The sequence below is a fragment of the Paenibacillus sp. N22P23 genome, assembly GCF_059383735.1.
The window spans coordinates 355,180-375,889 of sequence record NZ_JBXENT010000002.1 but is presented as its reverse complement, the minus strand read 5'-3'; the positions used below and the strand labels follow the sequence as shown (position 1 = coordinate 375,889).

General features: G+C 48.0%; 18 protein-coding genes. 15 read left to right on the top strand and 3 right to left on the bottom strand.

The window, feature by feature from the left end:
• Positions 1 to 11 precede the first annotated feature (11 nt).
• The 9 genes from AC506A_RS12490 to AC506A_RS12450 all read left to right on the top strand — a co-directional run bounded on the left by AC506A_RS12490 (position 12) and on the right by AC506A_RS12450 (position 14,498).
• On the top strand, positions 12 to 1,427 hold the full coding sequence (locus tag AC506A_RS12490) for a UDP-glucose dehydrogenase family protein (protein WP_495461320.1): 1,416 nt from the start codon (positions 12 to 14) through the stop codon (positions 1,425 to 1,427).
• A 25-nt stretch (positions 1,428 to 1,452) separates the two neighbouring features.
• The gene (locus AC506A_RS12485; protein ID WP_495461319.1) at positions 1,453 to 3,048 is read left to right on the top strand and encodes a N,N-dimethylformamidase beta subunit family domain-containing protein; all 1,596 of its coding nucleotides are present in this window, start codon (positions 1,453 to 1,455) and stop codon (positions 3,046 to 3,048) included.
• A 22-nt stretch (positions 3,049 to 3,070) separates the two neighbouring features.
• Positions 3,071 to 4,621 carry a class II glutamine amidotransferase domain-containing protein gene (locus AC506A_RS12480; RefSeq protein WP_495461318.1) on the top strand — a complete coding sequence of 517 codons (1,551 nt, stop codon included), beginning with the start codon at positions 3,071 to 3,073 and terminating at the stop codon, positions 4,619 to 4,621.
• Positions 4,621 to 5,790, top strand: a complete 1,170-nt coding sequence (locus tag AC506A_RS12475; protein ID WP_495461317.1) for a glycosyltransferase family 4 protein — start codon at positions 4,621 to 4,623, stop codon at positions 5,788 to 5,790. Before AC506A_RS12480 ends, AC506A_RS12475 begins: the two co-directional genes overlap by 1 nt.
• Complete coding sequence (locus AC506A_RS12470; RefSeq protein ID WP_495461316.1) at positions 5,784 to 6,350, top strand: acyltransferase; 567 nt, start codon at positions 5,784 to 5,786, stop codon at positions 6,348 to 6,350. Before AC506A_RS12475 ends, AC506A_RS12470 begins: the two co-directional genes overlap by 7 nt.
• A gap of 30 nt (positions 6,351 to 6,380) precedes the next feature.
• Positions 6,381 to 7,457: an NAD-dependent epimerase/dehydratase family protein gene (locus AC506A_RS12465; protein WP_495461315.1), complete on the top strand. Its 1,077-nt coding sequence runs from the start codon at positions 6,381 to 6,383 to the stop codon at positions 7,455 to 7,457.
• Positions 7,454 to 8,272, top strand: a complete 819-nt coding sequence (locus AC506A_RS12460; RefSeq protein WP_495461314.1) for a WecB/TagA/CpsF family glycosyltransferase — start codon at positions 7,454 to 7,456, stop codon at positions 8,270 to 8,272. Before AC506A_RS12465 ends, AC506A_RS12460 begins: the two co-directional genes overlap by 4 nt.
• Positions 8,273 to 8,506: 234 nt before the next feature.
• Positions 8,507 to 10,939, top strand: coding sequence for a polysaccharide lyase 8 family protein (locus tag AC506A_RS12455; RefSeq protein ID WP_495461313.1), 2,433 nt, complete (start codon positions 8,507 to 8,509; stop codon positions 10,937 to 10,939).
• Positions 10,940 to 11,033: 94 nt separating this feature from the next.
• Complete coding sequence (locus AC506A_RS12450; protein WP_495461312.1) at positions 11,034 to 14,498, top strand: polysaccharide lyase family 8 super-sandwich domain-containing protein; 3,465 nt, start codon at positions 11,034 to 11,036, stop codon at positions 14,496 to 14,498.
• Between the two features lie 63 nt (positions 14,499 to 14,561).
• Here the strand turns inward: AC506A_RS12450 and AC506A_RS12445 are convergent, their stop codons facing one another.
• Positions 14,562 to 14,930 carry a helix-turn-helix domain-containing protein gene (locus AC506A_RS12445; protein WP_495461311.1) on the bottom strand — a complete coding sequence of 123 codons (369 nt, stop codon included), beginning with the start codon at positions 14,928 to 14,930 and terminating at the stop codon, positions 14,562 to 14,564.
• Between the two features lie 286 nt (positions 14,931 to 15,216).
• On the opposite strand from AC506A_RS12445, the gene galU reads away from it, so the two are divergent.
• The 6 genes from galU (at position 15,217) to AC506A_RS12415 (ending at position 19,528) form a co-directional block, all read left to right on the top strand.
• A complete protein-coding gene (gene galU / locus AC506A_RS12440; RefSeq protein ID WP_495461310.1) occupies positions 15,217 to 16,116 on the top strand; it encodes a UTP--glucose-1-phosphate uridylyltransferase GalU in 900 nt (299 codons plus the stop codon).
• 131 nt (positions 16,117 to 16,247) lie between these two features.
• The gene (locus tag AC506A_RS12435; RefSeq protein WP_495461309.1) at positions 16,248 to 16,706 is read left to right on the top strand and encodes a PilZ domain-containing protein; all 459 of its coding nucleotides are present in this window, start codon (positions 16,248 to 16,250) and stop codon (positions 16,704 to 16,706) included.
• Positions 16,707 to 16,725: 19 nt separating this feature from the next.
• Complete coding sequence (locus tag AC506A_RS12430; protein ID WP_495461308.1) at positions 16,726 to 17,232, top strand: VanZ family protein; 507 nt, start codon at positions 16,726 to 16,728, stop codon at positions 17,230 to 17,232.
• A 213-nt stretch (positions 17,233 to 17,445) separates the two neighbouring features.
• The gene (locus AC506A_RS12425) at positions 17,446 to 17,688 is read left to right on the top strand and encodes a hypothetical protein (protein WP_495461307.1); all 243 of its coding nucleotides are present in this window, start codon (positions 17,446 to 17,448) and stop codon (positions 17,686 to 17,688) included.
• Positions 17,689 to 17,796: 108 nt separating this feature from the next.
• Positions 17,797 to 18,735: an ABC transporter ATP-binding protein gene (locus AC506A_RS12420; RefSeq protein WP_495461306.1), complete on the top strand. Its 939-nt coding sequence runs from the start codon at positions 17,797 to 17,799 to the stop codon at positions 18,733 to 18,735.
• The gene (locus AC506A_RS12415; protein ID WP_495461305.1) at positions 18,728 to 19,528 is read left to right on the top strand and encodes an ABC transporter permease; all 801 of its coding nucleotides are present in this window, start codon (positions 18,728 to 18,730) and stop codon (positions 19,526 to 19,528) included. Before AC506A_RS12420 ends, AC506A_RS12415 begins: the two co-directional genes overlap by 8 nt.
• 55 nt (positions 19,529 to 19,583) lie before the next feature.
• Here AC506A_RS12415 and AC506A_RS12410 read toward each other — a convergent pair whose 3' ends face one another.
• Both AC506A_RS12410 and AC506A_RS12405 read right to left on the bottom strand, forming a co-directional pair.
• A complete protein-coding gene (locus tag AC506A_RS12410; RefSeq protein ID WP_495461304.1) occupies positions 19,584 to 19,991 on the bottom strand; it encodes a DUF3221 domain-containing protein in 408 nt (135 codons plus the stop codon).
• Between the two features lie 174 nt (positions 19,992 to 20,165).
• The gene (locus AC506A_RS12405) at positions 20,166 to 20,618 is read right to left on the bottom strand and encodes a bactofilin family protein (RefSeq protein WP_495461303.1); all 453 of its coding nucleotides are present in this window, start codon (positions 20,616 to 20,618) and stop codon (positions 20,166 to 20,168) included.
• Positions 20,619 to 20,710 lie beyond the last annotated feature (92 nt).

The window sequence follows — 20,710 nt, the reverse complement described above, 5'->3', positions numbered from 1 at the left end:
GGAGAATGCAAATGAATATAGTATGTATCGGATCCGGATATGTAGGGAGTGTTACGGGAGCTGCTTTCGCCGCCGTGGGCCACAAAACAACCGTTATCGATATTAATGAGCAGAAGGTAGCGATGATGAACGCGGGACAGAGTCCGATTTACGAGCCCGGTTTAAGCGAGCTTCTTCATTACTGCGTAGGGAAAACCTTGGTTGCTACCACTTCCTATGAATCGATACGCACCGCGGATGTGATTTTCATAGGCGTTGGGACGCCATCTAAGCCGGATGGCAGCGTAGACCTCTCTTATATCAAGGCGGCCGCCTCCAATATCGGGAAGCAGTTGAACCGGGATCGCTTTAGCGTGATCGTCAATAAATCTACCGTTCCGGTTGGAACGGCGGACCTCGTCTCTTCGATTATCGCACATGATTCAGGGTTGGTTGCCGAGCAGAACTTCACGGTCATCAGTAATCCGGAGTTTCTAAGAGAAGGTTATGCGCTTGAAGATGTGTTCTTCCCGGATCGCATCGTCATCGGTACGAATCATCCGGCGGCCAGAGAGCGAATGCGCCAGCTCTATCATTCCATTATTACGAGAGAGAGCTATGACAAAATCAAGAGCCACTTTAGTTTCCACTATAAGATAGATGCACCTCGTGCTAAATATTTTGAGACGGACACCAAGAGCGCGGAAATGATCAAATATGCAGCCAATGCATTCCTTGCCGTGAAAATCAGCTACATCAACGAGGTTGCCCGCTTATGCGAAGCCTTGGGAGCGAATGTACCGGATGTCTCTAAGGGAATGGGAATGGATACCCGAATCGGAGATCGATTCCTGGAAGTATCCAGCGGATGGAGCGGCAGCTGCTTTCCGAAGGATACGGCAGAGTTTCTACATACGAGCCAGCAGTACGGAAGCGAGCTGAGCATCGTGAAGACGGCAATGCAGTCGAATGAGCGGATGCATACCTTTGTCGTCGAGAAAATTCAGCGCCAGCTCAAGACGCTTCACGGGAAAACAGTCAGCATTCTGGGACTTACTTTTAAACCGAATACAGATGACGCCCGCAAGACGCAAGCTTCCTTCATCATCGCGAGATTGATCGAGCTTGGCGCACATGTGAAGGTGCACGATCCGCAAGGGATGGAGATGTTCAAAACGCTGAACAGCACGTTATCGGTGGAGTTCAGCCGCTCCGCATACGAAGCAGTGGAAGATACAGATATGGTCGTTCTGCTGACGCACTGGGATGAATATCAAGCGCTTGATTGGTTGAAAGCGGCTAAGCGCATGAGACAGCCAGTTATGCTCGATACCCGAAATGTGTTGAACCAGAGCGAACTGCAGCGTATCGGCTTCCATTATGAGGGCTTAGGATTGCTTAAGGAGCAAGAAGTAATCAGTAAGGAACGCAAGAAGCTCATCATCTAATTTGGCAGTCATATAGGAGGGCAGTATGACAAACAAGAAGTTCGATAAAGACCAACCGTATACACGCAGAGATTTCATTAAATTAATGGCAGGTGTCGGAGGAGGTGCCCTCCTTGGCTTGACGGGACTGAACTATGTGATCGCCCATGCGAATAAATTGCTGGACGATGGCGAACCTTCAACTCCCAAGCAAGCTCCTACTAAACCTGTTAACACATTAATCAGTGAAGAGAACAAGAAGCCGGGCACCAGTGCCTGGAAATTCACGAAGGCTGCATTAGGCGAGATACAAGGGTATGTTTCTTCGACAAGCGTCGCCGCAGGAGAAACGATCGCTTATATGATCAGCACCAAGAAAGCCGGAACACTCTATCAATTGCAAACGTTCAGGCTGGGGTATTACCAGGGCAAGGGAGGCCGGCTGGTTCATGAGGCCAAAGGGCTCAAAGGTATGGCGCAAGGATGGTGGTCCAGTAAGGCAGGAAGAAACGGGCTGCCGGAGCCTCATACCGTCACGAAGCTGCTTGATCTAAGTTGGAACGCTTCCTATCAATGGACCGTCCCTGCGGATGCGGTATCCGGCTATTATCTGACCAAATTGACGGATGCTGCAGGCTTCGAAACCTATGTTCCTTTTATCGTGCGAGATGACAAGAAGGCGCATGATCTTATGGTGCAGGCATCTGTATCGACCTGGCATGCATACAGTGCCTGGGGCGGACACGGATACTACGGGCATTATGACAACGAGACACATGAGTATATAGACCATGATAAGGATCCGAAGAACAATGCGGTGTCCATCTCCTACAATCGGCCTTATGAACAGGATAACGGAGCTGGGGACTTATTCATCGAATTCCCAACGGTCTATTGGTTGGAGTCACATGGATATGACATCGGTTATGTAACGAACATCGATACCCATTTGTCGCGCGTGAAATGGAAACCGAAAGCTTTTCTATCTATAGGCCATGACGAATATTACTCTAGACCGATGCGTGAATATTTGGAAGAATTTAGAGATAATGGTGTACATATGGCGTTTCTGGGGGCCAACTCTATTTACTGGCAAAGCAGATACGAGGATTCTCCATCCCTGTTATCGTCACAGGAGCCTCGGATTCAAACCTGCTATAAATATCGTGCCAATGAAGATACCATCTCGAACCGTAAGCTGCTTACGACGACATGGGAGGAAGTAGATGAACCAGAGAACCTGATTATCGGGCAGAACTGGGGATCTGTGGTCAAGGAATCGCAGGATTGGGTCGTCAGTAATCCAGAGCATTGGCTGTTTAACGGCCTTCGGGTCAAGAAGGGCGATAAGGTACCTAAGCTAATTGGCTGGGAGTTCGATGGCGTCGCCGATCATTTGTTTACACCGCCAAACCTTGAAATTATATCTTCATCTAAAGTCGTTAATTTGATCGATAAGACGTATGAATCCAACAGCACCATATATGAGCATTGGAGTAAGGCGATCGTATTCAGCTCCGGAACGATTTACTGGGGATTCGGCTTAGCGAATCCAGCAAATGATCCAAGAGGGACTGTCAGTCCAATTGTGCAAGGGGTAACCAAGAATCTGCTGGATCGTTATGTCGGTTTATCAGTTTAATTCATTCAAGGGGGATAAGACGGTGGAGCAGCTTATGGAGGATCAATTATTATATCGCAGACAATTTATTATTGGCCCGCGGCCGGTAGTGCTTTCGGGATGGAAGACGCTAGAAATCGACGGAGAATGCCATGCATCCGTCCATCCGGATTTGCAAATCGAGCAGACTAAACTGAAGAACGGCATCCAGTTGACGCTGCTAGGCTACATAATTGATCCGTATCATCCAAATGAAACGAACAAGAGCATATTGGCAAGGCTGCAAGATAATCTATCCTCCTTCGAAGAGCTGACAAGACGCAGTGAACCTTACGGCGGACGCTGGATCCTTATTCATAAAGACAACTGTGGAATCCGTTTATTCCACGATCCATGTGGTTTAAGACAGATCCATTACGTGGAAACAGAAGAAGGGATATGGTGCGCATCGCAAGCCAACCGGTTGGCGGAGATGCTCCAGATCCCGGAAGATACCGATCCTCAGATGAAGCAGTTCATGGCTTCTCCGCAGTTTGCAGCTGAGGAATGCGCCTGGCCAGGCGACGGTTCGCCTTATAAAGGGATTCGCCATCTGCTTCCTAACCATTACTTGGATTTAAATGGGGTCACTACGCATCGTTACTGGCCTTATCAAGCGCTTCAGCCGTTGTCGATCAAGGAAGCAGTAGCCGAAGCATCGGTGCTTCTCAGAGGCGCGATCGAAGGGATGGCGAAACGGAAGAAGATTATGATTCCTGTTACCGCCGGCTGGGAAAGCAGGTCATTGCTGGCTGCCAGTAAGAACGTGAAACAATCCGTGTACTACTACATCGGCAAGCATGCGAATTTATCCACAGAGAGTGTTGACGTCAAAGTACCATCCAGGCTCTTGAAGAAGCTCGGATTGGATTATCATGTCGACGAGTGTACGGAAGAGATGGATGACAACTTCAAGCGCATCTACAACAAGAACGTCACGATGGCTCGTCATCTGCCGAAATCATTAATCATCTATCGCCATTACAAACACTTGCAGGATCGCATTAACATTTGCGGCATCTGCAGTGAAATCGCGAAGAAATGCGTATACACGCATCATACCGCCAAGAACGTGTCGCCTGAATTGCTGGCGAAAGTGTTCAAATTCAAAAAGCTTGAATATCCAACGGCCATCTATGCCAAATGGCTGGAGCAAACAGAGGATATTGCGAAGCGCTCCAAACTCGATATCTTTGATCTGTTCTACTGGGAGATGCGGATGGGCAATTGGGGGGCGATGTATGCGGCAGAGCAAGATATCGCCGTCGATGAATTTTGCCCGTTCAATAACCGCAAGCTGCTGACCGTGCTGCTCTCCGTGCCGGAGAAATATCGGGTTCCGCCTAACTTCAAGCTCTATCGCGAAATCGTAAAGTCACTGTGGGGGCAAGCACTGCAAGAGCCGGTGAACCCACCGACACTTCGAACGTACGTGCGCAGAATTTACCGCAGTGTCAGACGCAAAGCCCAATATATAATGACGCTTAAGCTGAAGAAACCTAATTACCGTGATGCGCAGTTGGCGATGCAAACAGCCGGAAGGAATGAAAGCTGATGCAAGACACCAAATATCAAGTTGCAATCGTATATAAGAATCTGCCTCAATACCGGCGCAAGTTCTTCGAACTGTTAAGGGAACGGCTGATTCGCAACGGAGTAGAGCTGAAACTGATCTACGGGCAGCCCGGCAAGAAGGATGCGGCGAAGAAAGATACGGTTGAGCTGCCCTGGGCTCACAAGATTATGAACCGCATTATTCGGATCGGCGGCCGTGAGCTGTATTGGCAGCCATGCGTGAAACATCTGAGAAACGCGGACATGGTCATCGTTGAGCAAGCAAGTAAACTGCTCGTCAACTACTACTTGTTTGCGACACATGTCATGGGGAAGCGCAAGATGGCTTTCTGGGGACACGGCAAAAACTTTCAAGGCCATACGGCCAGCTCGTTTGGGGAGAAACTGAAGAAGTTTCTCTCCAAGCGTGTGCACTGGTGGTTCTCCTATAACAAAACAAGCGCAGACGTCGTTCGCGATATCGGCTTTCCGGATGATCGAATCACGATTGTGCAAAATGCCATTGATACGAAGCAGTTGACTGATGTCAACGCCACTCTGAAGTACAACGAGCTAGAGCAGCTTAAGAAGGACATGGGCATAACGAGCAATCAAGTATGTATCTATGCCGGTGGCATGTATGAAGAGAAGCGACTGCCGTTCCTATTAGGCGCATGCCTGAATATCCGTAAGCAAGTGCCTGACTTCCATATGATCTTCATCGGAGCAGGCGCTGAAGACGGAGTGGTGAAGGAAGCCGCCAAGAAATACGAATGGATTCATTATGTCGGACCTAAGTTCGATGCCGATAAAGTGCCGTACTTCGCCATCTCGAAGCTGTTCTTGATGCCGGGATTAGTCGGACTCGCCGTCCTTGATACCTTCGCTCTAGGCGTTCCTATCGTAACTACAGATCTGCCTTACCATAGTCCGGAAATCGAGTATTTGGTCGACGGCTACAACGGTATTATCTGTAAGGATTCCGAGGATGTCGTGGAGTATTCGGAGAAGATCGTAGCACTGCTGCACAATGATAAGGCGTACACTTCTCTTGTGAAAGGCTGCTTAGAGACAGGCAATGTGTACACCGTTGAGGAAATGGCGGATCGGTTCGCAGAGGGAGTGCTGCAAGCGCTCGGCGAACGGACGGCAGAGGCAGCGGTATGTTAACCTTCCCGGGGAAAAAGTGGATTCAGAAATGGTTGTTCCGTTACGCGGTGCGCTCCGGTGTCGAGCTCGGGAAGGATGTCCACATTGGACTTGGTTCGACCCTCTGGGCACCAAATCGGCTGCGGATCGGAGACAACGTCTACATTGGCAAGCGTTGCACACTAGAGTGTGACGGCAGCATTGGACATAATGTCATGATCGCCAATCAAGTTGGCATCATTGGCCGTTATGACCATGATTACGCCGTCGTCGGGCGCGCGATCAGACAGGCGCCGTGGATCGGCGAGAAAGAATATGCTGGGCCTGGCAAAGGCATTCAAATTTCGATCGGTGATGATGTGTGGATCGGGTTCGGAGCGATTCTGCTATCCGGCATCGTGATCGGAAGAGGCGCGATCGTGGCAGCGGGATCCGTTGTGACGAAAGATGTTGAGCCTTACTCCATCGTAGCCGGCAATCCGGCAAGAAAGATTACGCAGCGATTCTCCGAGGATGCAATCGCGAAGCATGAACAAGTGCTGTACGGCCGGGAAGTCACATTTGCCGTAAACAAAGGCTAGCCAACTATAAGCAGGGAAGAGGTATTCCATATGTCCATAGTAGTGATTACAGGGTCTGCAGGTCTAATAGGTTCGGAAGCCGTTGAGTTCTATGCAGGCCTAGGCTATAAGGTCGTCGGGATCGACAATAATATGCGGCAAACCTTCTTTGGTGAAGAAGGCTCCACGCACTGGAACCGTCAACGGCTGGAGCGTGCTTTCGGCAGCAAATACGAGCATCATGACATCGACATCCGGAGCTTTGAAGCGGTGTGCGGCATTTTCGAGCAATATGGCTCTGACATCTCCCTCATTATCCATACAGCGGCACAGCCTTCCCACGACTGGGCCGCTCGGGATCCCCTTATGGATTTCGGCGTGAATGCGAACGGAACCTTGCATATGCTTGAAGCGATGCGTCAGCATTGTCCGGAAGCCGTATTCATCTTTACGTCCACGAATAAAGTGTATGGCGACAGCCCTAATCGTCTGCCTCTGGTTGAGAAGGAAACACGCTACGAGATTGAGGACGGACATGCCTACATAGATGGCATTGCAGAGGATCTAAGCGTCGATCAAAACATGCATTCGTTATTTGGCGCTTCCAAGCTGTCCGCGGATATTCTCGTTCAAGAATACGGCAGGTATTTTAACTTTAAGACGGTTTGCTTCCGTGGCGGCGTGCTCAGTGGGCCTCGCCAATCCGGTGTGCAGCTGCATGGCTTTATTAACTACTTGATGAAGTGTGCGATGACAGAGACGCCTTACACGATTTTTGGATACAAGGGCAAACAGGTCCGCGACGTGATTCATTGCAATGACGTCATAGCGGCTTTCCATACCTTCTTCTCGAATCCTCGCAGAGGGGGAGAGGTGTACAATCTTGGCGGAGGCCGGGCGTCCAATATTTCGATGCTCGAAGCCATTGCTCATGCAGAGCAGCTTACCGGGAATAAAATGAATGTGACTTATTCGGATGAATCGCGAGCAGGCGATCATATTTGGTATGTTAGCGGGCTCAACAAATTCCGTGCGCATTATCCGCAGTGGGATATTCGTATTGACGTGAAAGCGATTATGGAAGAGATCGTGCTTTCGAATCAAGAACGATGGAGTGTGGCGAAATGAAAGATTCGTCCATCAACGAAGGGAAACATTCAATCCTTGGCGTGAATATAGCAGCGGTGAATTACACCTTCGCTGTACAAGAGATTGTGAAGCACGCCAAACTTGGCCGGGCATTCGGTGTGTCGGCATTAGCTGTACATGGCGTCATGACTGGGTTTCTGGACAGGATGCATCTGCGCCGTCTCAACGGACTGGATCTGGTCGTTCCCGACGGCCAGCCTGTCCGGTGGGGATTAAGGCTTGCTCACGGCATCAAGCTGCCTGATCGTGTATACGGCCCGGAGCTGACGCTGCGTACAGCGGAAGCAGCTGCCAAACACGGTCTGCCTATTTACTTGTATGGAAGCAAGCTGGAGACGATCAACCTGTTTGAAGAGGCGCTGAAGCGCAAGTATCCTGGCATCCGCATTGCAGGTAAAGAGCCTTCCAAATTTCGCCGGCTAACGTCGGAAGAGAAACTGGAGGTTGCAGAGCGTATTCGGAAGAGCGGCGCGAAGATCGTGTTTGTCGGATTGGGCTGTCCACGGCAAGAAGTGTGGGTCTATGAATATAAGCATGTCCTTTCGATGCCGCTGCTGGCCGTTGGGGCTGCGTTCGATTTCCACGCTGGCATTCTGCCGCAAGCACCTGCTTGGATGCAGAAGCGGGGGCTGGAGTGGGTATTCCGGCTGATTCAAGAGCCGAAGCGCCTGTGGAGAAGATATTTGTATTTGAATCCCTTGTACAGTATAAATTTGCTGGCGCAAGCGCTGCGAATTCGCAGGATGCCTGTGCTGATGCCAAATTATCAAGAGAAAGAAGAATCATACGGTTGATTAATTTAGAACACTTCTGCCAGTCAGGTCTACTGCGCTCCCTACAATAGTTGGAGGCTAGCAGTCTATCTTCAGGGAGGAGTTGTTTTTATGGTTGCCAGCTGAGGGCGGCAATCTGAAACCTGCCTTTATTCTACGGTAATGACCTTGAGAAAAAAAAAGAAGACCCGCTGGGCCCCCAGCGGGTCTTCTTGTGAAAGGTTGAGAGCACACAAAAAGGGAGGGGATTTCGAAATGTTTGCATCTAAATTAATGAAAGTAGCCATTATAATTGTCTCGATCAGCATCGCTATTCTAGTTTGGCCAAGACGCAGTGAAGAAGCGGTTTCCACGGATGCCAATAATTCTGCTGCTCTGGAGCCGAAGGTCAGCTATGCGGCCGCTCCGGTGGATCGTTTTGAACAGCTTCGAGACAAATGGCTAGTACGCTTAGTAGGCTCGGGGGAGTCAGGAACGAATGATCGTGAACTCAGAAGCTGGAATCAACAAATTGTTTCGGAGGTCAGCAACCGCTCGAAGAATGGGTATTTAGACCGTATGAATATGAGTGCTTCTCGGAAATCATTGTGGCAGGATTTGACAAAGTGGACTTCTGACCCTCTTTATTTCACGGAAGTAAGTGTGGCTTACTCCAGATTGAGAACAATGGCCCTGGCGTATGCGTCTAAAGGCTCCTATTTGTATCATGATGCTACACTTAAGAATAGTATATTAGGTGGATTGGATTGGTTGTACGACAATAGCTACAATGAGAATATCCAGCCAAATTCAAGGAGCAATTGGTGGGATTGGCAGATAGGTATACCTATGCTACTAAACGACACGGTAGTTCTGATGTATGACGACTTAAGCAGCACTCAAGTGGCGAAGTACATGCGAGCGGTGGACAAGTTTGTTCCTGATCCTACGATTCAGTACAATTTCGAACAAGAAGAAACAGGTGCTAATCGTGTCGATAAGTCGCTTATCGTCATATTGAAGGGAATGCTTCAGCGTAATGCGAGCGAAATTGCCAGAGGTGCAGATGCGCTAAATCAAGTGTTCGAGTATGTTTCATCCGGAGATGGTTTTTATAAGGATGGTTCATTCCTGCAGCATGTGAATGTCGCTTATACAGGTGGGTACGGATATGTACTGCTGGATCATTTAGCAGATTCGATGTATTTGCTGTATGGCTCGGAATGGGCGCTCAGCAATCCAAATGCAGCGAATGTGTATCAATGGGCGATCAATGCATTTCTGCCAGTTATGTATAAAGGGACCATGATGGATATGGTTCGGGGAAGAAACATCGCCAGACAAGGCTGGCAGGACTTTGTGATTGGAAGGGAGGTAACGCTGGCACTTCTGCGGCTTGCTGATTCTGCTCCGGCAGCGATGAAGAAGAAGCTCCAGCAAATCGTCAAAGACGACATCATAGAAAACAAACGATATTCCAATTATTATCAAGGGTTAGATGCCTTCCACATTAGCAAAATCAAACAGCTAATGAATAATGCGCTTATTGTACCTTCTATTCCGAGCAATCAAAGCGTTGTTTTCGCATCGATGGACAGAGCTGTTCATCATCGAAGCAGCTTCACCTTCGCCATCAGTATGACCTCTGAGCGAATCGCGAATTTCGAGAAGATGAATAATGAGAATTTGCGAGGCTGGTATACGGGGGAAGGGATGACCTATCTCTATACGGACGATCTGACACAGTATAGCGACAAGTTTTGGCCGACGATCGATCCTTATCGACTGCCTGGAACGACCACAGACGGTGGTACGCGAAATGCCGGTATTAAGAGCTCTGCAAGCTGGGTTGGCGGTACGACACTAAACGGCAATAGCGCTGTAGGTATGGAAATCGACAGCGGCGGCATTACGGGCTATAAGTCATGGTTTATGTTCGACGATGAAATTGTCGCGCTCGGTGCCGGAATCAACGCGAATAATGGCCGTGAAGTCGAAACGATTGTCGATAACCGCAAGCTCGATAATGGCGGAACGAATCTGTTAACGGTAGATGGAAGCCGCAAAGCCTCCACAATGAACGCAAGCAGTTTATTGAGAGAAGTGAGCTGGGCTCATCTGCAAGGGAATACAGCATCATCGGATATCGGTTACTATTTTCCTAATCAAGCTAATGTAGAAGTTAAAAGGGAGATGCGCTCCGGCTCTTGGAAACTGCTAAGCAGCGGTGAGTCATCTCGTGTAGTTAATGCCCCTTATCTCAGCCTCTCTATTCCACATGGGGAATCACCTCGCAATGCTGCATACGCTTATGTCATGCTGCCCAACCAGTCCGTTAATGCGGTAACAAATTACAGCCAAAGTCCGGATATTAAGATTATCGAGAATTCGTCTTCCCTCCAAGCTGTACAAGAGATGACGCTGGATGTGACGGGATTGAATTTCTGGAAGTCAGGAACCTATTCGATCGTTCGTACAGCTTCGCCGGCTTCTATTATGCTTCAAGAAAGCGGTACAAGCACATTGCTGTCCGTATCTGACCCAACTCAGAAACAGGACAAGCTCGTCATTGAGCTTCTGGTAGATAATGCTGAAGTGCTAAGTAAAGACGGTGCGGTAACTGTTATTCAATCGACGCCGACGCTCAAGCTTGAGATCAACACAGAACAGTCGCTTGGACGCAAATACTTCATTAAAATTCGACAGTAACGCAATTGGGGATCCGGCAGAGGAGCTTGCGGCATTACGTGTCGCAGTCCCTTTGCCGGGTCGCTTCATGCGTTGTCGAGAGGAGAGAAACCTGTTGAAACAACTAAGAAGATTTTTCATCGCAATGTTAGCTATTATAGTCATGTCAATTTCGTTCACTCCATCGCTTAAGAAGGTGGCCGCAGCAGATAACTTCGATGCGCTGCGGACGAAGTGGTCGCAGAAGCTGACAGGCGGAACGTACAGCACGACAGATTCTGATATATTCTACTACTTGTCGAATTTAGCCGGTACAATCACGAATAAGAGTAAGACAGGCCTGTTAGACACATTGAATAAGACAGCCTCACGAACATACTTGTGGTCGGATCTGAATCGTCCTACCACCAATCCGTTATATTCCAATGATCTGTATTGGGATTATTCAAGGCTGAGGTCAATGGCGCTTGCACTTAAATCGCCGGGCTCAAGCCTGTATTTGAATGCGTCGTTAAAGTCCGAGATCATCAGTGCAATGGATTGGATGTATGCCAAACGGTACAACGAGAATGAGAAGGAATACAGCGGTACGAACTGGTGGGAGTGGGAAATCGGAGTTCCGCTGTTTCTATTAGACACCGTGGTACTCATGTATGATGATCTATCCGCTGATCAGGTGGCCAAATATTTGCGCGCAGTCGACAAATTCTGTCCGACAGCCACGATGAAGTCGGATGGGCAGTGGGTTGAAACGGGAGCGAATCGTGTAGATAAATCGCTAATCTTGACACTTCGCGGGATTCTCGGGAAGAACACCAGCAAGATTCAACAAGGAAGAGATGCGTTAAGTCTTGTACTGGCAACCGTAACAAAGGGAGACGGGTTCTATAAGGACGGTTCCTTTATTCAGCATGAGAATGTTCCTTATACGGGCAGTTATGGTTATGTGCTCCTGGATCACCTGACAGACCTGCTCTACCTGACGAATGGTTCTGCCTGGGCTGTACAAGATCCCAATGTGGCGAATGTACAGAACTGGGTTAGCCGTTCCTTCGAGCCGTTTATTTATAAAGGTGCGATGATGGATTCCGTTCGCGGGCGTTCCATCTCCAGAGAGGATCTGCGAGATTACAAGACTGGACGCGAATTAAGCATTATTATTTTGCGTTTGGCGCAGATTTCGTCGGCTGATAAGGCTTTGGAGATGCGAAGAATGGTGAAATCTTGGATATTGGCAGAGAATCGTTACGAGAATTACTATTGGGGATTAACGATAAACGGCATGCTGCTTGTCAAAGCGGTGCTGAATAATTCGGCCATCACCCCAAGAGCTGATTTGGTGAAAAATTTGCAGTACCCTTCGATGGATCGGATCGTTCATTTGAGGCCAAATTACGCATTCGGGCTTAGCATGTACTCGAATCGAACATCCAATTATGAACTGATGAACAATGAGAATATAAAGGGATGGTACACCAGTGAAGGAATGACATATCTGTATAACGGAGATCTCTCCCAGTACAGCGACAACTTCTGGCCCACCGTCAATTCCTACCGGTTGGCTGGTGTGACGACGGATGGTGCAACGAGGAAAGCGGCCTATTTAAGCACGAAGAGTTGGGTCGGCGGTGCATCACTGCAAGAATTGTACGGCACGGCGGGGATGGATCTAGACCCGGATAACAGCACGCTTGAGGGCAAGAAGTCATGGTTTATGTTCGATGATGAAATTGTTGCTCTAGGCGCAGGTATTACGAGTCGAGATTCGCGGAAAGTTGAAACGATTGTCGAGAATCGGAAGCTTAATGATACGGGCAGCAATCTATTGACGATCAATAATGCGGCGAAGAGCTCCTCATTAGGATGGACGGAAACGATGACAGGGGTCAAATGGGCTCATTTGAAAGGCTCAGCGGCGAATTCGGACATCGGGTATTACTTCCCGGCATCGTCGAATATTGACGGATTGAGAGAACAACGCACCGGTTCATGGAACCAAATCAATGCAGGCGGTTCCACGACGCAGCAGAAGAAGAACTATTTGAGCTTGGCGATCAATCACGGCGTGAATCCTGTCGATTCTTCGTATTCCTATGTTCTGCTGCCGAATAAATCCGCCGCAGAAACGAAGACGTACAGCGAAGCACCGGATGTTCAGGTTGTATCGAATACCAAACTTGTACAAGCAGTAAAGGAAACGAAGCTTGGTTTACTCGCAGCTAATTTCTGGGGGACAGGCTCTGTTGATTATTTGACGGCTAGAACGCCTGCAGCTGTTGTAGCACAGCAAACGGGGGATACACTTGATCTTGCGATCTCGGATCCAACACAGCTGAGCAGCAGCGTCGTCATTGAAATCGCCAAGATGGCTTCCACGGTCGTCAGTAAGGATGCGACGGTTACGGTCTTGCAGTCAACGCCGACCACCATCATAAGTGTAAATACAAGTGGTTCCATGGGCGCATCTCATAAGATAAAACTGCTGACGAAAGCTGTTGAAACGGCACCGACGCCGATCGTGGTCGAGCTGATTCCAAGCGAAGATACTTACGTTCGTGATGGATCCTTTGCAAACACGAATTACGGAGCAGCGAATATGCTGGTGCTGGCCAACGGAGCAACCGATTATGCAAGGCAATCGTATTTGAAATTTGATTTAAGCGCCATTAATGGGCAAATTCAATCCGCTTCATTAAAGGTGAATGGAGCTACGACCGACAGCAAAGGTGACGATTCAACCATAGCCGCCTATACGGTTGCCAACGATAGTTGGACGGAGAAAGGGATGACATGGAACAGTAAACCTCAGCAGCTTGCCATGCTGCAAGAGGTCCGCTTTGCCGGTGCAAGGCAATGGCGAACCTATGATGTATCCTCATTTGTTAAAGCAGAGCAGCAAGGCGACAAACGCACAAGCTTTGCCTTAATTCAGACCGGAAAGGCGCTTTTCGCAGAGGTTAACAGTCGTGAGAGCACATCGAATAAACCGACGCTGCAGATTGTGTACACGCCATCAACTTCACCTGCTCTGCCTCCGACGACTCCAAGTCCTCCGACTGGAGGAACAACACCTGGAAGTGGAACCGGAGGGACAAGCACCTTATCAGCGGCGGCAGATGCTTTTGTACGAGATGGTCAATTTGCGACTGTTAATTATGGGTCAGACAAAACGATCGTGGCGAAAACGTCGAAGCAAGTCGACTACACGCGCAAAGTGAATATTAAATTCGATTTGACTCCGATTGCATCGACAACGAGCAAGGCGGTACTGCGAATTTTCCCTAATTACGCGGAGAAGACAAGTCCGATTATTTCGATTCTTGGTTCCTCCGAGTCAACCTGGCAGGAGAGTCAACTCACTTGGAATACGGCGCCTAATCTAGCGAAGAGTGAGCTTGGAACGGTTGCGATTCCTTCTACAGGTGCTTACCTTGATGTGGATGTTACCTCTTACATTAAGAGTCAGAAAGCATCCGGCACCAAAAATGTAACGTTTACGATTCAAGTGGTGACAAGCGAAGTCGGCGTGTTGTTTGATAGCAAAGAGAATGGGCATCCTCCACTGCTGGTCATTCAATAATGGAACAACAAAAAAACTTGCTGCGGGAAATCCCGCAGCAAGTTTTTTTGTTGTTGGTTATGGTTAGCCCATTGAGCGCTCTGCACGCACAAATGCTATAAATCGACGAGCTTCTTCAATCGTAAGCTTGCGTCCGTCTATTGTGAAATCGAATTGACTGAGGAGTTCCTCATTAGCCAATTCGAGCTTGTCTACAAATTCACGTACCGGCTCATCGAGTTCGGCTTCCGGACTGCTTGTACGACCAATTAAATAATCGACAGTAACATGAAACAAATTCGCGAATTTCATCAAGGTTTCGGAATCCGGTTCTCTTCTGTTTTTCTCATAATGGGATAGTGCGGCGCGCGAAATGCCGAGCGATGAGGCTGTCTGCTCTTGCGTCCATTTCTGATCTTCCCTCAGTTTAGCAATTCGATTGCCAATATTCATTATGTTCCTCCTAACATTTTATAGCGCTATATATCAACAGTTTATACCGAAATGGATAGTTTTGCATGAGATGCAACAAAATGTCGCAAACACGATAGGAGAAATTTGAACTATTGACGTGTTACGGGATGTATCGTAAAGTGAGAATATAAATTGATACAGTTTGTATCTTATGTTAGCACCTAGTATACCCGACACTTTGCCCGATTATACGTCTCTTTTGCTTTGCATCTTGAATTACTTATGTTGCTTAAAGTAAACAAGAGAAAAAGGATAGGTGAGGAAGATGAAAAAAGTAAGGAAAGCGATTATCCCAGCTGCTGGACTTGGTACCCGGTTTCTGCCTGCAACGAAAGCGATGCCTAAAGAGATGCTTCCGATTGTGGATAAGCCAACTATCCAGTACATCGTAGAGGAGGCCATTCAGTCCGGCATTGAGGACATCATTATCGTAACAGGCAAAGGGAAGCGGGCGATTGAAGACCACTTCGACAATGCCTTCGAGCTGGAACTGAACCTACTGGAGAAAGGGAAGCTGGATATCCTGGAGAAGGTCAGACAATCCTCATCCGTGGACATCCATTACATCAGGCAGAAAGAACCGAAAGGTCTGGGTCATGCGGTGTGGTGCGCAAGAAACTTTATCGGTGACGAGCCGTTTGCCGTTCTGCTTGGAGACGACATCGTGCAAGCTGAAGTGCCGTGCACAAGGCAGTTAATTGAGCAATATGAGAAATACAATAAATCTATAATCGGTGTCAAGGCGGTTTCCATTGAGGAAACGCATCGGTACGGAATCGTAGATCCGAGAAGCAACGATGGTCGTTTATATAACATAAACCAGCTTGTAGAGAAGCCTAAGCGAGGTCACGCTCCATCCAATCTAGCCATTATGGGCCGTTATATTCTGTCTCCGGAAATATTCACTTTCCTGGAATGTCAGAAAGCCGGAGCCGGCGGCGAAATTCAATTAACGGATGCGCTGCAGGAGCTTAATCGTTTGATCGGCGTGCTTGCCTATGAGTTTGACGGGGTCCGATACGATGTCGGCGAGAAGTTGGGCTTTATTCTGACGACGCTCGATTTTGCCATTCAGAACGAGGAATTGAAGTTTCCGCTGCTTCTTGCCATGGAGGAGCTTCTCCAGAAGGAGAAAGCAGGGCGATTAATTAGTCACTGGGAATAGTGAAGATCTGACCATCAAGCTATGCTGATACCAAGCTAAGCTACATATTGTTATTTTCCAGGGCGAAGTATGCCCCTTTTTTTTGCCCCTTATTGATACGAAATGTATTATTTTGTGGAGGATGATACAAAGTGGATGCACAATTTCAGATGGGGGGCAGACATCAGGTTCGTATCGCGATACGAGAAGGAATCGAGGCTTCCGTTACCATTTACGATGTTCGCGGCAGCGAAGTGGAGTTAGGCAAGGTGTCGATTATACTCAAGGATATTAGTCTTGAGGGACTTAATTTTATGACGCATCTGCGTTTCCCGGTGAATTCGGATTATCGTATTCGAATCTTCATTAAATTCAGGGAATGGGAGTTTAGTTTAGTAGGCGAAATCATGTGGCGTCGGCGCGAGGAGAATTTGTTCGTGTATGGATGTCACTTTGTGGCCGATCAAGCTATCAGACAAGGTTTGGCACTGGCTACTCTGCAGAATCTGCGGGCGATGCATCCGAATCAGCATCGTATTCACCAGCTTTACCAACGATTTACGGAGCGTTCTTTACGGAAGAAGGTTATGACATTCGATGAGACATGTTGATTCACGTGTAAATTCTTCAATGAACATGAATAGAAGATATGTACTGCTTACAACTGCTGGCTGGATTGCACTTATATTCATTTTTTCCTCGCAATCCTACCAGCAGCAAAGTATTATACCGTTTCTTCATAAATGGATGAGTCCTTCGACGCTCAGAGAGTGGCTGCCGGCGTTCAACATCCACTATGACGGCAGGTTCTACTCCAGAGATTTAAATCCCTACTTATATATGGAGTTTTTATTTCGTAAAGGAGCACATTTGTTTATGTACGGCTCACTTACGGTCCTCATTGCCCTCTCACTTCGGTTTGTGAATAAAGAATGGAAGCGTTGGATCTTGGCCCTTAGTGCAGCGTTTATGGTCTCGGCTTTCGATGAGTTTAATCAGCGATCCTCGTTTGGAAGAACGCCAACCTTTCAAGATGTAATGATTGATGTAGCAGGCGGGGTTATTGCATTATCCGTGCTGGCTGGCATCCGCTATTGTTATTCGCGATATTTTAGAAGAACACGCTCGATATCATGAAGTTCGTTTGCGACAGTCCGATCTAAACTGTTAAATCCAACAGGATTTGACAGTTTTTTTGTTTTTATCAGGTCCCAAATAGGAAGCTTAGGTCTCAACTATTGACAAGGATCGAAAACTGTCATAATCTATACTCATTAGATACAATTCGTAACATATAATTGGATTTTGATACATATAGTATATAGAGATCAAAAGGAGGCGTATTAATAAATGGGTAGAAAAGAGCAATTTTGCTGTGTGGAATGTGGGCAGTTAAGGGTGGGACAAGAAGCGAAGCTTGTGTTTCTTACAGGGTTTTACAAGATTATCTATCCCCTCGGTTATTGCAATGATTGTCATACCAAGAGCGGGCTTGCGACAAGTGCCTTCGAGCAAGCAAGTGATCCACTCCTGAATCACGACTTACCCAGGTTATCCTATCAGGCGGAACGAACCTTCGTATCGGTCGGATAAGGATCCACATCGTCAAACTTCCAATCCCTTCCTTACTTCGTTATACTTATGAAGACGTGAAGCTTGGATGGACAACATTCAGCTTCCTTAAAGCAGGAGGGGATAGATGTGGATTATCGGTCCGAGCAAGACGAGCAACAGCCGATCGTTCGACTTCAGCAGGTAACGAAAGTCATCGGAAGACGTACCATTATCGAAGATCTTACATTGGATTTGCCACGCTCGGAAGTATTCGGCTTTCTTGGTCCTAACGGAGCCGGGAAAACGACAACGATTCGGATGATGGTAGGATTGATGAAGCTGACCAAAGGTGACGTCCTTATTGAAGGACATAGCATCCGGACGGATTACGAAAATGCCATTCGTCATGTCGGAGCTATCGTAGAGAACCCTGAAATGTACAAATATTTGACCGGCTTTCAAAATCTGCTGCATTACTCGCGGATGGTGCCGGGCATTACGAAGCAGCGCATAGACGAGGTCGTTGAGCTTGTCGGGCTGAAGAGTCGGGTTCACGATAAGGTGAAAACCTATTCGCTTGGTATGCGTCAACGGCTTGGCGTGGCACAGGCTATTATGCATAAACCATCGCTGCTCATATTGGACGAGCCTACGAACGGTCTTGATCCTGCCGGTATTCGCGAGCTGCGCGATTACTTAAGGAAACTCGCTAAGGAAGAAGGCATTACGGTCTTCGTCTCAAGTCATTTACTCAGCGAGATGGAGCTGATGTGCGATCGTGTTGCGATCATCCAAGCAGGCAAGCTCATCGATGTTCGCGGCATTCGTCCCGGTACATCGCTTGCAGATGAGGCGAATCAAGTGCTCTTCGAGGTGGATCAGCCGGATGCAGCTGTTCAGCTTCTGGCAGAGCATGGTGCTTCTCGTGAGGCCGATGCGGCGCTCGTACGGGCCGATCGGGAAACGATAGCGCGGCTCAATGCAGATCTTGTCCAAGCGGGTATTAAAGTGTACGGCATTCGTGTCCTGAACAAGTCCTTGGAAGATCAGTTCCTCGAGATGACAGGAGGTGAGCAGGTTGTTTGATTTCCTGCAGCTCGTACGCAATGAGAATATGAAAATCTACCGCCGTATTGGTACTTGGATCATGCTCGGCATTATATTGCTGATCGTTATCGTTGTCAGCACATTGTCGAAATTGTTCTCCGAGCATGATACGATGTGGACGATAATGAACGGCATCGAACAGTTTACCTATTACCTCATTACCATCTTTACCGTTGTCGTATCGGCAGAGTGTGTGGCCGGTGAGTTCTCGGCAGGCACGATTAAGCTGCTGCTGATCCGTCCATGGAGCCGTTCGAAGATCTTGCTTTCGAAATACATAGCGCTGCTGCTATTCGCCTTGACGCTCTCAGTTCTGATGTTGGTGTCATCCTATGTGCTCAACTTGATCTTGTTCGGCTATAACGACAGTGCAACGGCGAATGCGGCATTAGGTGTTCTGAACAACTCCCATCCGCTGTCCTACATGATTCAAGTGTACCTGCTTGATTACATCGGGCTTATCATGATCGTCACATTTGCTTTCATGCTCTCGACGATCTTCCGCAGCGGCGGTCTGGCGATCGGTTTATCGATGTTCATCTACTTCTTCGGGCTGATTGCGAGCGGCTTGCTCTTCAATCTCAAGTATGCCTGGGTTGAGTACCTGCTGTTCCTTCACCTGGATTTGAAGCAATACCTGCAAAGCTCGGTCATCACACACAATATTCATGAGTTGACCATGGGCTTCTCGCTAGCGGTACTAGCCGGTTACTATATCGTGTTCGTGGGCATCACATGGCTAATCTTCAACAAACGTGATGTTGCGACATAAAGGAAAGAGAGAAGGCGGATACTCGCCCTTCTCTCTTTTTGTTTGAATATCTCTTTCAATTGACCGGAACGATTGATTTTGCTTCGCCTTGACCCGGATTAGTTAAAAACAAAGCGCCATTGATTTCATAGGTTACTTTCTGACCGACTTTTAATTGATTCAAGTTGCTAATTCTTTTATGCCCCAACGAATCTAACGTATATCCTTCATCTATGAGTTTCTCCATTGTCTTTCCTGCAATATCTTGTTCCGTGAAACCTGACTTCATATTCTTTCTTACGTTCTTCGGCCACTTTTTCAGAGATTGTGCGGTAGGCAGAAGAACAATTGTTACTTTCGCAGGATCAATTTTCACGATGTAACCGGTCAGTTGATCCGTATCTTCAGAAGCTCCGCGGGTACAACCAGTCACCGCCATACACAAAATAAAGCATAAAGCGAGTATAAGCAATAACTTGTTCAATAATAATCCCCCAGGTTCTATGGCAGGTACTAGCTGTGCCAATTGTAGCACCGTCTTTGTTGTATCACAATGCATGGTCTCGATAGGAAAGAGAGCCGCTGCCGTCACGTAAGTGGAGGGAAGCGGCTCTCTATATGTTTCTAAAGGCAGTCCAGGAGGCTAACTCATTGGGCCTCAACCGGCTTGCCGGGCTTTCTCCTTTGCTTGTGATTCCTTGGTCTGCTGTTGTTGCTGCTGAGGTACAGGGTCAGCACCTTCCTGCTGATGCTTAGTTCGCTGCTCGAGAGCACGTTCCATACGGCAGTTGCCGTTATAAATGCCTCCGTCTTGAATCAGCATCGTATGAGCGAGTACATTGCCGAACAATTGACCCGAGGCGGTGATGGTCAGCCTTCCTTTGGCCACAATATCTCCGAACACCTTGCCTGCGATCGTGAGGTCGCGCGCGATGATGCCTGATTTCGCCACACCGCATTCCCCGATGATGACATCGCCTTTACAATCGATATCGCCCCGGTATTCGCCTTCGATCCGGATACTGCTTTCACTAACTAACTTCCCCTCTACATATGTGCCTAGTCCGATCAGAGTTTCGGCCGAACCAGGCCGTTTGGACTCTTTAAACATCGCTGCGATCATCCTCCCTCTCTTACGGTCGGTCATATAGCTATTTATTCTTAGAAGCTTTAAAACATGCCAATAACTGATGTATACCCGCT

Bases quoted from the DNA above. Each gene is read 5' to 3' on its own strand.
- AC506A_RS12490 (WP_495461320.1), top strand. From the start codon at position 12: ATGAATATAGTATGTATCGGATCCGGATATGTAGGGAGTGTTACGGGA.
- AC506A_RS12485 (WP_495461319.1), top strand. From the start codon at position 1,453: ATGACAAACAAGAAGTTCGATAAAGACCAACCGTATACACGCAGAGAT.
- AC506A_RS12475 (WP_495461317.1), top strand. From the start codon at position 4,621: ATGCAAGACACCAAATATCAAGTTGCAATCGTATATAAGAATCTGCCT.
- AC506A_RS12470 (WP_495461316.1), top strand. From the start codon at position 5,784: ATGTTAACCTTCCCGGGGAAAAAGTGGATTCAGAAATGGTTGTTCCGT.
- AC506A_RS12465 (WP_495461315.1), top strand. From the start codon at position 6,381: ATGTCCATAGTAGTGATTACAGGGTCTGCAGGTCTAATAGGTTCGGAA.
- AC506A_RS12460 (WP_495461314.1), top strand. From the start codon at position 7,454: ATGAAAGATTCGTCCATCAACGAAGGGAAACATTCAATCCTTGGCGTG.
- AC506A_RS12455 (WP_495461313.1), top strand. From the start codon at position 8,507: ATGTTTGCATCTAAATTAATGAAAGTAGCCATTATAATTGTCTCGATC.
- AC506A_RS12445 (WP_495461311.1), bottom strand. From the start codon at position 14,930: ATGAATATTGGCAATCGAATTGCTAAACTGAGGGAAGATCAGAAATGG.
- galU (WP_495461310.1), top strand. From the start codon at position 15,217: ATGAAAAAAGTAAGGAAAGCGATTATCCCAGCTGCTGGACTTGGTACC.
- AC506A_RS12430 (WP_495461308.1), top strand. From the start codon at position 16,726: ATGAACATGAATAGAAGATATGTACTGCTTACAACTGCTGGCTGGATT.
- AC506A_RS12425 (WP_495461307.1), top strand. From the start codon at position 17,446: ATGGGTAGAAAAGAGCAATTTTGCTGTGTGGAATGTGGGCAGTTAAGG.
- AC506A_RS12405 (WP_495461303.1), bottom strand. From the start codon at position 20,618: ATGTTTAAAGAGTCCAAACGGCCTGGTTCGGCCGAAACTCTGATCGGA.